8 protein-coding genes and 1 pseudogene are annotated in these 13,550 nt (G+C 64.1%); 3 read left to right on the top strand and 6 right to left on the bottom strand.

Going from position 1 to position 13,550, the window contains the following annotated elements:
* A partial coding sequence (locus tag ACREE8_RS07195) for a glycosyltransferase family 4 protein (protein ID WP_431572303.1) occupies positions 1-1,046 on the top strand: 1,046 nt, incomplete at its 5' end.
* A gap of 31 nt (positions 1,047-1,077) precedes the next feature.
* Here the strand turns inward: ACREE8_RS07195 and ACREE8_RS07190 are convergent.
* The 3 genes from ACREE8_RS07190 to ACREE8_RS07180 all read right to left on the bottom strand — a co-directional run bounded on the left by ACREE8_RS07190 (position 1,078) and on the right by ACREE8_RS07180 (position 6,161).
* Positions 1,078-1,587 carry a DUF4823 domain-containing protein gene (locus ACREE8_RS07190; RefSeq protein ID WP_431572302.1) on the bottom strand — a complete coding sequence of 170 codons (510 nt, stop codon included), beginning with the start codon at positions 1,585-1,587 and terminating at the stop codon, positions 1,078-1,080.
* A gap of 228 nt (positions 1,588-1,815) precedes the next feature.
* Complete coding sequence (locus tag ACREE8_RS07185) at positions 1,816-4,992, bottom strand: efflux RND transporter permease subunit (RefSeq protein ID WP_431572301.1); 3,177 nt, start codon at positions 4,990-4,992, stop codon at positions 1,816-1,818.
* An 8-nt stretch (positions 4,993-5,000) separates the two neighbouring features.
* Positions 5,001-6,161, bottom strand: a complete 1,161-nt coding sequence (locus ACREE8_RS07180; protein ID WP_431572300.1) for an efflux RND transporter periplasmic adaptor subunit — start codon at positions 6,159-6,161, stop codon at positions 5,001-5,003.
* Between the two features lie 268 nt (positions 6,162-6,429).
* On the opposite strand from ACREE8_RS07180, the gene ACREE8_RS07175 reads away from it, so the two are divergent.
* Both ACREE8_RS07175 and ACREE8_RS07170 read left to right on the top strand, forming a co-directional pair.
* Positions 6,430-7,644 (top strand): NADP-dependent isocitrate dehydrogenase, encoded by a 1,215-nt coding sequence (locus tag ACREE8_RS07175; RefSeq protein ID WP_431572299.1) that lies wholly within the window; start codon positions 6,430-6,432, stop codon positions 7,642-7,644.
* 91 nt (positions 7,645-7,735) lie between these two features.
* Complete coding sequence (locus ACREE8_RS07170; RefSeq protein WP_431572304.1) at positions 7,736-8,263, top strand: peptidylprolyl isomerase; 528 nt, start codon at positions 7,736-7,738, stop codon at positions 8,261-8,263.
* Between the two features lie 530 nt (positions 8,264-8,793).
* Here the strand turns inward: ACREE8_RS07170 and ACREE8_RS07165 are convergent.
* The 3 genes and pseudogenes from ACREE8_RS07165 to ACREE8_RS07155 form a co-directional block, all read right to left on the bottom strand.
* Entirely contained in the window at positions 8,794-9,978 is a 1,185-nt protein-coding gene (locus ACREE8_RS07165; RefSeq protein ID WP_431572298.1) for a cyclic nucleotide-gated ion channel, read from the bottom strand.
* Between the two features lie 33 nt (positions 9,979-10,011).
* Positions 10,012-12,696 carry an alanine--tRNA ligase gene (gene alaS / locus ACREE8_RS07160; protein WP_431572297.1) on the bottom strand — a complete coding sequence of 895 codons (2,685 nt, stop codon included), beginning with the start codon at positions 12,694-12,696 and terminating at the stop codon, positions 10,012-10,014.
* Positions 12,697-13,015: 319 nt separating this feature from the next.
* Positions 13,016-13,550 (bottom strand): annotated as a pseudogene (locus ACREE8_RS07155) (recombinase RecA); the annotation flags it as partial.

The following is a 13,550-nucleotide window of genomic DNA, read 5'->3' as shown; positions in this document are numbered from 1 at the left end:
CCCCCACGCCATCGGGGGGAAGACGAATGCGGATCCTGGCCTACAGCCATAATTTCGTGCGCGAGGGCGCGCCGATCATTCTGCTTCGCCTGCTGCGCGAGCTGCGCAAGCGCCACGACATCCATATCCTGAAATTGAAACGCCCGACCGAACCGCTCGAGGCCGAGTTCGAGCGCTACGGCATTCCGCTCAAGGAAGGGGTGACGCTCAAGGATTACGACGTCGCCCTGTTCAACACCGTGACCGCCTCCGACATCGTCATGCAGACGGCGGGACGCTGTCCGCTGGTCTGGTGGATCCATGAGCCGAAGTTCGGCCTGGGTTATACCAAGATGGCCGATTTCAAGCCCGAGGCCTTCGGCGCCGCCAACCGCATCGTGTTCCCGACCCAATGGCAGGCGCAGTGGCTCTGGGGCCGCTATCTCAAGCGCGACAACTGGACGGTCGTTCCCTACGGCATCGGCATGGATCTGTCGCCCCGCCCCTGCCCCTTCGAGAAGAAGCCGGATCGCTTCTATCTGCTGCATCTGGGCCGCATCGATCCGCGCAAAGGGCAGGATCTCAGCGTGCAGGCGCTGGCTCACCTGGGCAATCCCAACATCACGCTGGTGATGCTGGGCGGGCGCAAGGAGAACGATCCCTTCGCAGCGCGGCTGTTCGAGAGCGGCGTCGACATCCTCTATCCGGGCTCGGTGCCCGAGGAGATGGTCGCGGCCTATATCCAACATTGCGACGCGATGATCTTTCCGACTCGCGACGACCTGATCACGCTCGCCATCCTCGAGGGGCTCAGCTTCTCGAAATGCGTGCTGGCCAGCGATTTCGGGCCGATCCCCGAAACCATCATCCAGGGCCGCAGCGGCCTGCTCTCGCCGGTCAACGATTACCGGGTGCTCGCCGGCAATATCCGCATGATCTATGAGGATCGCGAGCTGGCCCAGCGGCTGGGCCAGAGCGGCAACGTAGTCCTCCATCGCAAGCACAGCTTCAAGGCCCATGTCGAGGCGATGGAGCGCGAGCTGACGCGGATCGCGCGCGCAGGCTGAGCCCGGGACCTGCCTCGAAGATACAGACTTCTCAGAATAGCGGATCGACGAACTTCCGCGTGGGCTCGGGCAGTAAATCCTGGGGGTGATCGCCGCCCATCGTTCCCCATTTGCTGCTGGCGCTGGTAACGGTGGAAGACACCAGCTTGCCCGACGGCGCTTCGTAAACGGCATATTTTAGGGTGAGCTTGTCCGGTATCCCCGACCATTCGGTCGTGCGGTCTTCCCAATTGAGGATCGTGGTCACGAAGACATATGACAAGTCACGCTGTTGCGCCTGAGCCAACGCGGCATTGAGATCCTCTCCTGCGGTCGTCCCGATCACCGCTTTGTCGACGTGAATCAACAAGGCGCTGGCCACAGCCTGGGCCGTCGTCGCACCGGAGCCCGGATAAACCGTGGCGCCGTAGCGCCCATCCTCGGGTAGCACAACGTAGAAGCTTGACTGCTTGTCCAATTGGGCTGCGGGCGCCTCATACGCATCGACTCTGTATTTGCTGGCGCAACCCGCCAGTGAGAGCGAGAGCATGAGTGCCGCCATATATCGGATCAAAGGTTCCCCCTGTCATTCGAGCGGGGCCCGGAATCCGAGCCTGAAACCGATCAGCCCCCAAAGAATCGATACTCGTAATGATCGAATATCCCGACAGTCATTGCAAGCTCGTGCATTGCGGTTCCTGCGACGCAAAGGAGCGCACGCTCCGCGGATCGCGCGCGGGCTGAGGTCGCAGCAGGGATCGTGGCCGACGCCGGCCTGGCGGCGAGACGCTCAGCCCGCCCCTTCGGCCGGTGCCGGCGCGGGCGCCGGCTTTTCCTCGCCCTTGCCCTTGCCCTTGCGCTTGCCCAGCCCGTGCACCCATTCGCGGAAATGCTGGAAGATCACGTAGAGGCCGGGAATCACGAAGATGCCGAGTATCGAGGCCGCAAGCATGCCGCCGAATACGGCGGTGCCGACGGCACGCCGGCTGGCGGAGGCGGCACCGCTGGCGATCACCAGCGGCACCAGGCCGAGAATGAAGGCGAAGCTCGTCATCATGACCGCGCGGAACCGCAGGCGCGCGCCATTGACCGCGGCCTCCGAGATGGCGACGCCCTTCGCGCGCTGCTCCATCGCGAACTCGACGATCAGGATGGCGTTCTTGGCCGCCAGCGCGATCAGCACGACGATGCCGATCTGGGCGTAGAGATCGAGGCTGAGGTCCGCCACGATAATTGCCGCCATGGCGCCGGCGAGACCCACCGTCACCGATAGAAGCACCGAGACTGGAATGCTCCAGCTCTCATAGAGGGCGACCAGGAAGAGATAGGCGAACAGGATCGCCGCCCCGAAGACGATGGCCGTCTGGCCGGCGGCTTGCCTCTCCTGCAGCGCGGTACCGGTCCATTCGTAGCCGTAGCCTTGCGGCAGGGTGGCGTCCGAGACCTTCTCCATGGCGATCAACGCGTCGCCCGAGCTGACGCCCGGTGCCGGGGAGCCGTTGACCGTCACGCTGCGATAATTGTTGTAGCGGATGATCGCCTGGGGCTGGAGCACGGGATAGACGCTCGCCAGACTGCGGATCGGCACCATCTGGCCCTGGTTGTTCCGGACATAGATGCGCCAGATGTCGTCCACTTTCGACCGATCGGCGCCTTCGGCCTGGATCTTCACCTGCCAGGTCCGGCCGAACAGGTTGAAGTCGTTGACATAGTAGCCGCCGAGGGTCGCCTGCAGCGCATTGAAGATGTCGCTGATCGAGACGCCCAGCGTCTGGGCCTTGTAGCGGTCGATGTTGAGATAGAGCTGGGGCGTGTTTGCGGTGAAGGTACTGAAGACGGCGGTGAGTTTGGGATCCTGATTGCCGGCGACGATAAGGCCGCGCATCACCGAGGCCAGATCCTGAGGATCTCGGCCTTCCAGATCCTGAAGCTGATATTCGAAACCGCCGGTCGAGCCGAGGCCGATGATGGGCGGCAGATTGAAGGGGATCACGTTGGCAGCCAGAATCTTGGCGCCTTCGCGCCGCATCGCGGCGATGACCGCCTGGACGCTCTCGTTCTTGCCCGTGCGCTCCTTGAACGGCTTCATGGAGGCGAACAGCATCGCGCTGTTCGACTGGTTGAGGCCGGAGAGGAAGCTGTAACCGACGACGCTGGTGACGTCCTCGACCCCCGGCATGGCCTTCACGATTTCCTCGATGTTTTTCATCGCGGCACTGCTGCGGTTGACCGAGGCGCCATCCGGCAGCTGCAGCTCGACGAACATCAGGCCCTGGTCTTCCTCGGGCAGGAAGCCCGACGGAGTCATCTTCGCCAGGGTCACCATGAGGAACGCGGCACCGCCGACGGCAACGAGGCTCAAGATCGCCACCCGCACCAAGCGATGAACGACCCAGGCATAGCCGTCGCGCGTCTTGTCGATCCCGAGCATGACCCATTTCATCGGCCCACGGCGCTGATGGACCGGTTTCAGCAGCAGCGCGCAGAGCACCGGGCTCAGGGTCAAAGCGTTGATCGCGGAGAACAGCATCGCGACGGAAACCGCGACCGCGAACTGACTGAAGAGCACGCCCGAGATCCCGGGAATGAACCCCACCGGCACGAACACCGACAGCAGCACCAGCGTGATCGCGATGATCGGCGCCGTGATCTCGGTCATCGCCTTCTTGGCGGCTTCCTTGGGCGAGAGCTTCTCGTCCTCCATCAGCCGCTCGACGTTCTCGACCACGACGATCGCATCGTCGACCACGATGCCGATCGCCAGCACCAATGCGAACAGCGTGATCATGTTGGCGGAGAAGCCCATCACCAGCAGGACGGCGAAGGTGCTGATGAGCGACACCGGCACGGCGATGAGCGGCACCAGCGTCGCGCGCCAGGAGCCCAGGAACAGAAAGACGACAATCACGACCAGGATGAAGGCCTCGACCAGGGTCTTGAGCACCTCATGGATCGAATCCTTCACGAACGTCGTCGTGTCATAGACGATCTTGAAGGCAACGCCTTCCGGAAAGCGCTTCGAGAGTTGCGACAGCGTGTCCTGGATCTTGTTGGCCACCGCGACCGCATTGGAACCCGGGGCCTGATAGATGCCGATCACGGCCGCCGGCTTGCCATTGAACCGGCCGAAGGAGTCCGACGTGGCGGCACCCAGCTCGACCCGGGCCACGTCGCCGATCTTGACCACCGACCCATCCGGGTTCGCGCGCAGAACGATGTTGGAGAACTGCTGCTCGGTGACCAGGCGACCCTGAGTCTGGATGTTGAACTGGAACTGCTGGTCGGCCCCGATCGGCTGCGCGCCGATGCGCCCGACCGCGGCCTGGACGTTCTGGCTCTGGATCGCGTTGATGATGTCATTGGGCGACAGGCTGTAGCTGGTCAGCTTGTCGCTCGAGATCCAGATCCGCATCGAGTAGTCGAGCGGACCGAACACGAACACGTCGCCCACGCCATTGATGCGGGCCAGCACGTCGACGAGATTGATCGTCGCATAGTTGCTGAGGAACAACGCGTCGAAATTGTCGTTGGGCGAGTAGAGCGAGATGATCTGCAGCAGCGCCGATGACTTCTTCTTGATCGTCAGCCCTTGGCGCGAGACCTCCTGCGGCAGCTTGGGTTCCGCCAGGTTCACCCGGTTCTGGACGTTCACCGTGTTGATGTCGGGATCGGTACCGAGCGCGAAGGTGACCGTCAGCGTGTAGCTGCCGTCGTTGCCGCTCGTCGACTTCATATAGAGCATCTTGTCGACGCCGTTGACCTTCGACTCGATCGGCTGAGCGACGGTCTGCTCGACCACGGCGGCCCCCGCACCCGGATAGGAGGCCGTGACCGACACCTGCGGCGGAACGATGTCCGGGAACTGCGCGACGGGAATGACGCCGATCGCGATCAGGCCGGCGATGACGGTGATGATGGCGATGACGAACGCCATCCGGGGACGGTCGATGAAGATGGCTGAGAGCATGGCGGCACTCAGCTCTTGATCGCGGGCTGGACTTCAGTCGCCGTCACCGGCTGGCCCGGACGGACCTTCTGAATGCCATCCACCACGATCTTTTCGCCTTCCTTCAGCCCCTCCAATACCGTGCTTTCGCCCCCGCTCCCCGACTGCGTCTTGATGCGCCGCATCTCCGCCTTGCCCTCGCTGTCGATGACAAAGACATAGGCCCCGGCCTGATCGAGCTGGATCGCCGTCTGCGGAATCGATATCGCCATCTGATTCTCGCCGAGCTCGATGGCGACATTCACGAACTGGCCATCCACCAGCACGCCGTCGGGATTGTCGAACTGGGCGCGGACCAGCACCGTGTCGGTGCCACGGTCCACTTCGACATCGACGAAGTCGATCTTGCCGACATGGTCGTATTCGGAACCGTCCGCGAGCTGGAGCTTGACCGCGATCTTGTCGGTCGCCCGAGGTTCGGAATTTTTGCGGCGATACTCGGTCACGATGCGCTGCGCGATCGGGAAGGTCACATAGATCGGATCCTGGCTCACGATGGTGGCCAGCGTGCCGGACTGCGGCGTGACGTAGCTCCCGACCGTGAAGGTCGATTGGCCGATGCGCCCCGCGACCGGTGCCTTGACCTCGGTATAGTCGTAATTGATCTGGGCCTGCTCGACGGCGGCCTTGGCCTCGAGGATCTGCGACCTGGCCATCGTATCCTCGGCCTGGCGCTGATCGAGCGTGGCCTGCGGAATGTTGTTGGTCTTGACCAGTTGGATGGCGCGCTGCAACTGCACGGCCGTGTTCTTCTGGGCCGCCGTCGCGCTCTCGAGCTCGGCCTGCTTCTGATCGAGCTGCGCTTGATAGGGTGCCTGCTCGATCACGAAGAGCAGATCGCCGACATTGACCTCCTGGCCTTCCGTGAACTGCCGCTTGTCGAGAAAGCCGTTGATCCGCGCCAGGAGATCGACCTTGTCGACCGCCTGCACGCGACCGGTAAATCCGGCGGTCGGGTTGATCGGCTTGTTGGTGACGGCGATCACACCCACCGCCGGCGGCGCCGGGGGCGTCTGCTGCGCCTGCTGCTTCTGGCCGCATGCGGCCAGAAGGAGAATGCTCGCCAGCGCCAGCGATCGGGTTACGGTCCGGGTCCGGTGTCGCCGCGTCCGCTTTTGGCCCTTACGCATCTCAGCATCCCCTGAAAATGGCGGCTCTTCGCGGCCCTGGACCCGCAGACTACCACTTCCGACCGATATTGCCACTCGGGGTCTCCCCGGGGGGTGGGTCTAAGGGCTTGAATCACAGCCCGATCCGGGCGCCGCCCTGACGCTTGCAAGACCCCACCTCGATGCTATGTTCGGGCGCCTTTCCGTCGGCGCCCGATCGCCGCGGCCGTCATGCGGCGCCTTCACCTTCCATTCCTCAAGCTTACCTCTTCGTAGGGATTTGGTTCAGATGCAGAAGATCAAGGTCAAGAATCCGGTCGTGGAGCTCGATGGCGACGAGATGACTCGCATCATCTGGCAGTTCATCAAGGAACGCCTGATCCTCCCCTATCTCGACATCGACCTGAAATATTACGATCTCGGCATCGAGAGTCGCGACAAGACCCAGGACAAGATCACGGTCGACGCCGCCAACGCGATCAAGCAGTACCGGGTCGGCGTCAAATGCGCGACCATCACCCCCGACGAGGCGCGGGTGAAGGAGTTCAACCTCCAGAAGATGTGGAAGTCGCCCAACGGGACCATCCGCAACATCCTCGACGGCACCGTCTTCCGCCAGCCGATCATCTGCAAGAACGTGCCCCGCCTGGTGCCGGGTTGGACCCAGCCGATCGTGATCGGGCGCCATGCCTTCGGCGACCAGTATCGCGCGACCGACTTCGTCGTCCCCGGCAAGGGCAAGCTCACCATCAACTTCCAGCCCGAGGACGGCAGCGTGCCCATCAGCCACGAGGTGTTCGCCTTCCCGGGCTCGGGCGTGGCGCTCGCCATGTACAATCTCGACGAATCGATCCGCGGCTTCGCACGTGCCTGCTTCAACTATGCGCTGGGGCTTGGCTGGCCGGTCTATCTCTCGACCAAGAACACCATCCTCAAGGCCTATGACGGCCGCTTCAAGGACCTGTTCCAGGAAGTCTTCGACAAGGAATTCGCGCCCGAGTTCAAGAAGAAGAACATGGTCTATGAGCACCGGCTCATCGACGACATGGTGGCGAGCGCGCTCAAATGGTCGGGCGGCTTCGTCTGGGCCTGCAAGAACTATGACGGCGACGTGCAGTCCGACACGGTCGCGCAGGGCTTCGGCTCGCTCGGCCTGATGACCTCGGTGCTGCTGGCACCCGACGGCAACACGGTCGAAGCCGAAGCGGCTCACGGCACGGTCACACGGCATTTCCGCGAATATCAGAAGGGCCGCGAGACCTCGACCAACCCGATCGCCTCGATCTATGCCTGGACCCGCGGCCTCTGGTATCGTGGCAAGTTCGACGGCGCGCCGGAGCTGCAGCGCTTCGCCGAGGCCCTCGAGAAGGTCTGCGTCGACACGGTCGAGGCCGGCCATATGACCAAGGACCTGGCGCTCCTCATCAGCCCGGATCAGACCTGGATGACGACCCAGCAGTTCCTGGCCAAGCTCGACGAGAACCTGAAGAAGGCGCTCGCCTGATCTCGCGGCGGCGGCCCGTTCGGCCCCCGCCTGCCTGTTTCCATCACCCCGACGTCATCACAAGGAATTGGATCGGATGCGTCATATTTTCATGGGGCTTCTGGCCCTCATGTTCACCCTCGCCGGAGGCACCGCCATGGCTTACGACCCCGAAAACACGCTTTTCATGGACCTCAAGGACGGCCGCGTCGTCATCGAGATGCGCCCCGACCTCGCGCCCAAGACCGTCGCCCGCATCAAGGAGCTGGTGCGCCAGCATTTCTATGACGGCGTTGTCTTCCATCGCGTGATCGCCGGCTTCATGGCGCAGACGGGCGACCCGACCGGGACCGGCCGCGGCGGCTCCGGCCAGAAGCTCCCGGCCGAGTTCAATGGCGAGCATCATCTGCGCGGCACGGTTTCGATGGCGCGGGCGCAGGATCCCAACAGCGCCGACAGCCAATTCTTCATCTGCTTCGCGCCGGCGGAGTTCCTCGACGGCCAATACACCGTGTGGGGCCACGTCACCGAAGGCATGCAGTTCGTGGATAAGATCAAGAAGGGCGACCCCCAGAGCGGCGCGGTCGACAACCCGGACAAGATCATCCGCATGCAAGTGGCCGCGGACGTCAAGCAATAGCTGCTTCCGAATTCACGACGGCAGATTCAAGGGGCCCTTCACGGGGCCCCTTTTTCTTTGCGCCCTCCTCCACGTCGCTACCCCTCGAGAGGCGGCTGGTAACACTCGTTAACGAGATCGCGTCACCCGATTGCATCAGACGATCCGATCAGCAGCAAATGCCTTACAGTTTAAGGAACAAGCTTAACGAATGAATCCCCGCCTGCTGCAAAGCGTTAGAAGGAATTCCTCAGGAGCATCTCAAGCAGCTCCATTTTCTTTGCCCCTTTGCCTCGGAACTCAATGCGCTAGCTTATGTTAGAGATGTGATCGGTCGATTTACGGTACGGATTGGATTGGGGAGGGGCATCCGATCGCCCCAAAAGCGGATGGGCTCTGGTCACTCGGGCAGGAGGAGGCTGGAAATGGCACAACTAGTCGGACTCGTTACTCTGTTCGTCGCGCTCTTCGTCGCCGCCGGGATGCTCGCGCTCTGATGGCAGCGGCGGCGCGGGCCTGATGCCGGACGTCGGCCGTCCAACGCGTGCGGCTTAAGCGGGTTGGTCGGGATTGGGCGGCTTAGGGGCCGCCTGATCGAAGATGTGGAGCCGATCCTCGACCACGGCTTCGATCTTGGCTTTGAGATCCGGCATTTGCGCCATGAGGCGGCGGAAGTCATTGACGTCGAGGGCCAAGAGCTGCGTGTCCTCGGCGGCTGTGACGGTGGCGAGCCGCTGGACGTCCTTCAGCAATGCGATCTCCCCGAAGAACTGACCCGGCCCGAGCCTAACCGGCTGCGGCTTCAGTTCGACCTCCACGGCACCTTTCAGAACGAAGAACATCGCGTCGGCTGAATCGCCGCGGCGAACGATGGTGTAGCCGCGCGGGACCGTTTGCGGCTTCAAGAGGCGCGTGATCGATGCGATGCGAGGAGCGTCCAAGCCAGCGAAGAGCGGCACGCCCGCGACCGCCTGCCAGCTCACGGTGAAATCGCGCCGGCGGATCTCCTGGGCGAAGCCGGTGGCGAGAATGCCGGTCGGCACCGCGAAGATGGCGATGCCGAGCAGCATGATCACGCCGCCGAAGACGCGGCCCGCCGCGGTCACAGGCACCATGTCGCCGTAACCGACGCTGGCCATGGTCACGATGGCCCACCAGAGCGTATGCGGGATGCTGTCGAAGAGTTGCGGCTGGGCGCCGCGCTCGAGCAGATACATGATGCCGGCGGCGAGCACCAGGAGGACCGTCATCGCCATCAGCGCCCCGGCGAGGGCCTGGGCTTCGTTCCGCAGAACCGTTCCCACCAATCCCAGCGCCGGCGCGAAACGCGCAAGCTTCAGGAGCGCCAGGAGATCGACCAGCTCGATCAGCCCGCTGTCGACCGGCAAGAGTGTCGCGATCCAGCCAGGGAGGACCACGATCAGGTCGACCACGCCGAGAAAGGAACGGGCGTAATCGAGACGTGTTGTCCTGGCATGGAGGCCGGACGCCTGCTCGGGTGCGATCCAGAGCCGGATGGCGTACTCGAACGTAAAGATCAGCAACGCGATCAGACCCAGGGCTTTCGCCAGATCGACCTCGGCCCCGGTCGCGTTCGGGAGGCTTTTGAGGAAGCTGGAGACGACCGCGGCAAGGATGCTCGCCAGGAGAACCGCGTCGGCAACGTATCGCGGGCCCCGCCGGGAGTTGGTCTCTCCCATCAGCTGGAACGCCGCCGTCCTCGCATTGCCGGTCATCGCCTGTCCCCCGGGCCCCCGACCGTTCCGCTGCTATGCGGCGCGGGAGAGGTTCGCCAACTCCTGCTCGATTGCCGCCAGCGCCGCTTCGGCCGCACCCGCATTGGGTCCGCCCGCCTGCGCCATGTCGGGTCTACCACCGCCGCCCTGCCCGCCCAGCGCCTTGCTGCCGGCCTTGACCAAATCGACCGCGTTGACGCGGCCCGTCAGGTCGGGCGTGACGCCCACCACCAGCGAGGCACGCCCCTCTTCGCGGGCCAGCAACACCACCACGCCCGAGCCGAGCTGCTTCTTCATCTCGTCGACCATGCCCTTGAGCTCCTTCGCAGGCACGCCGTCGAGCAGGCGCGAGACGATCTTGATGCCGCCGATCTCGCGCTGAGGCGCCGCGGTCTGGCTCCCCGCGCCGCCGCCCAACGCTGCCGCCTTGCGCGATTCGGCGAGCTCACGCTCGAGCTTGCGGCGCTCATCGACCAGGCTCGCGATACGGGCCGGCAGGTCCGCGGGCTTGGTCTTCAGCACCGCCGCCGCCGCCGCCACCAGCGCTTCCTGCTCGCGCGCATGTTTCTCCGCGCCGATGCCGGTCAGGGCCTCGATGCGGCGCACACCGGACGCGACCGCGCTCTCGGACAGGATCTTGAAGGCACCGATATCGCCGGTGCGGCGCACATGCGTGCCGCCGCAGAGCTCGGTCGAGAAATGCTCGCCCTCGTCCTGGCTGCCCCCACCGTTTTTCCCTCCCATCGACACCACACGGACCTCGTCGCCATATTTCTCGCCGAAGAGCGCCAAGGCGCCCGCCTTGACCGCATTGTCCGGGGTCATGAGCACGGTCTCGACCTCGGCATTATGCCGGATGCGGCGATTGACGTCGGCCTCGACGATCTCCAGATCCTCGCGCGTCAGCGGCTTGGGATGGCTGAAATCGAAGCGCAGCCGTTCGGCCGCCACCAGCGAGCCCTTCTGGGTGACGTGATCGCCCAGGCGCCGGCGCAACGCCTCATGCAGCAGATGCGTCGCCGAGTGATTGGCACGCAACGCGTTGCGCCGCTCGCCATCGACCCGCATCTCGACCGCGTCGCCGAGCTTGACCTCGCCCCGGACCAGCTTGCCGTGATGGACCCAGAGATCGCCCAGCTTCTTCTGGGTATCGATGATCGCGATCTCGAGGCCGGAGCCGTTGAACCAGATGCCGCTGTCGCCCATCTGGCCGCCAGACTCGCCGTAAAAGGGCGTCTGGTTGGCGATGAGCTGCACCTCGTCGCCCGCCTTCGCGCGGTCGACCGGCTTGCCGTCCTTGACGATGGCGGTGACCACGCCTTCCGCGGTCTCGGTCGAATAACCGAGGAACTCGCTGGCGCCGAGCTTCTCCTTGAGCTCGAACCAGAGCTTCTCGGTCGCGGCCTCGCCCGAGCCCGACCAGGCGCGGCGCGCGGCCGCACGCTGCTCTTCCATCGCCCGCTCGAAGCCCGCGTTATCGACCTTGCGGCCTTGGCCGCGCAGGATGTCCTGCGTCAGATCGAGCGGGAAGCCAAAGGTGTCATAGAGGCGGAACGCGACATCGCCGGCCAGCGCCTGGCTGGAGCCGAGCTTGCCGGTCTCTTCCTCGAGCAGCTTGAGGCCGCGCTCGAGCGTGGCGCGGAAGCGCGTCTCCTCGAGCTTCAGGGTCTCGGTGATGATCGCCTGCGCCCGGATGAGTTCCGGATAGGCCTGGCCCATCTGCTGCACCAGCGCCGGCACGAGACGCCACATCAAGGGATCGGCCGCCCCCAGCTTGTGCGCATGGCGCATCGCGCGGCGCATGATGCGCCGCAGCACATAGCCGCGGCCCTCGTTCGAGGGCAGCACGCCGTCGGCGATGAGGAAGCTCGAGGAGCGCAGATGGTCGGCGATGACGCGATGCGACACCGCCTGCGGCCCGTCGGGAGCCACATTGGTCGCGTCGGCCGAGGCCAGGATCAGCGAGCGGATCAGGTCGATATCGTAATTGTCATGCTTGCCCTGCAGCACCGCCGTGAGGCGCTCCAGCCCCATGCCGGTATCGATCGAGGGCCGCGGAAGATTGACGCGCTCCTCCTTCGTCACCTGCTCGAACTGCATGAAGACGAGATTCCAGATCTCGATATAGCGGTCGCCATCGGCCTCGGGGCTGCCGGGAGGGCCGCCGGGGATGCCGGGGCCATGGTCGAAGAAGATCTCCGAGCAGGGGCCGCAGGGGCCGGTATCGCCCATCGCCCAGAAATTGTCCGAGGTCGGGATGCGGACGATGCGGCTCTCGGGCAGGCCCGCGATCTTCTTCCAGAGGCCGAACGCCTCGTCGTCGGTGTGGAACACCGTCACCCAGAGCTTGTCCTTGGGCAGGCCGAGCTCCTTCGTGATCAGGTTCCAGGCGAGCTCGATCGCACGGTCCTTGAAATAGTCGCCGAAGGAGAAATTCCCCAGCATCTCGAAGAAAGTGTGATGGCGCGCCGTATAGCCGACATTCTCGAGGTCGTTATGCTTGCCGCCGGCGCGCACGCATTTCTGCGCGGTGACCGCGCGCTGGTAGGGGCGCTTTTCCAGGCCGGTGAAGACGTTCTTGAACTGCACCATCCCGGCATTGGTGAACATCAGCGTCGGGTCGTTGCGCGGGACAAGCGGCGAGGATGCGACGACCTCATGGCCGTTGCGCCCGAAATAATCGAGGAAGGTGGACCTGATCTCGTTGACGCCGCTCATCGCCTGTTACGCCTGTTCGTGCCGGCAAAGTCGCCGGTTCTCATGGGTTGAGAGCCTGCCCGGAAAGTCGGTGGTTGGAGACCGGCAAGGGATTTTGCCACCCCGGCGGGAGCCGATCGCTGCCAAGACCGAGGGCATTGGCGAGATCGGCGACACACTGGGCAACGGAAAGACCCGACGAGCCGAGCCACCGACTTTCCGGACAGGCCCCGAAGCGCGTTGTAACGACGCGCCTCGCCCCTGTCGAGGATCGTCGAAACGGCGAAACCCGCCGGGATCGCCCGGCGGGTCCGACGACCGGTCGCGGAATGCGGCGATCTCAGTCTTCCGCGTCGGCCTCCGAAGGATCGATGTTTTCGAGAATGCGCTCGGCGATCAGGCCCGAATTCTGGCGAATGGCGGCCTCGATCCTGTTGGCGATATCGGGGTTGTCCTTCAGGAACTGCTTGGCGTTCTCGCGGCCCTGGCCGAGGCGCTGGCTTTCATAGGAAAACCAGGAGCCGGACTTTTCCACCACGCCGGCCTTGACGCCGAGGTCGACCAGTTCGCCGGCCTTGGAGACGCCCTCGCCATACATGATGTCGAATTCGATCTGCTTGAACGGCGGCGCCACCTTGTTCTTGACCACCTTGACGCGGGTCTGGTTGCCGACGACCTCGTCGCGCTCCTTGATCGTGCCGATACGGCGGATATCGAGCCGAACGGAGGCATAGAATTTCAGCGCATTGCCGCCGGTCGTCGTCTCCGGGCTGCCGTACATCACCCCGATCTTCATGCGGATCTGGTTGATGAAGATTACCATCGTGTTGGAGCGGCCGATCGAGGCGGTCAGCTTGCGCAGAGCCTGACTCATC

It is taken from the genome of Hypericibacter sp., assembly GCF_050729195.1.
Lineage (GTDB): Bacteria > Pseudomonadota > Alphaproteobacteria > Dongiales > Dongiaceae > Hypericibacter.
This window is presented reverse-complemented; position numbering and strand designations above follow the sequence as displayed.

Excerpts from the sequence above, each read along its gene's own strand:
- ACREE8_RS07190 (WP_431572302.1), bottom strand. The coding sequence starts at position 1,587 with ATGGCGGCACTCATGCTCTCGCTCTCACTGGCGGGTTGCGCCAGCAAA.
- ACREE8_RS07180 (WP_431572300.1), bottom strand. The coding sequence starts at position 6,161 with ATGCGTAAGGGCCAAAAGCGGACGCGGCGACACCGGACCCGGACCGTA.
- ACREE8_RS07165 (WP_431572298.1), bottom strand. The coding sequence starts at position 9,978 with ATGACCGGCAATGCGAGGACGGCGGCGTTCCAGCTGATGGGAGAGACC.
- ACREE8_RS07170 (WP_431572304.1), top strand. The coding sequence starts at position 7,736 with ATGGGGCTTCTGGCCCTCATGTTCACCCTCGCCGGAGGCACCGCCATG.
- ACREE8_RS07185 (WP_431572301.1), bottom strand. The coding sequence starts at position 4,992 with ATGCTCTCAGCCATCTTCATCGACCGTCCCCGGATGGCGTTCGTCATC.
- alaS (WP_431572297.1), bottom strand. The coding sequence starts at position 12,696 with ATGAGCGGCGTCAACGAGATCAGGTCCACCTTCCTCGATTATTTCGGG.
- ACREE8_RS07175 (WP_431572299.1), top strand. The coding sequence starts at position 6,430 with ATGCAGAAGATCAAGGTCAAGAATCCGGTCGTGGAGCTCGATGGCGAC.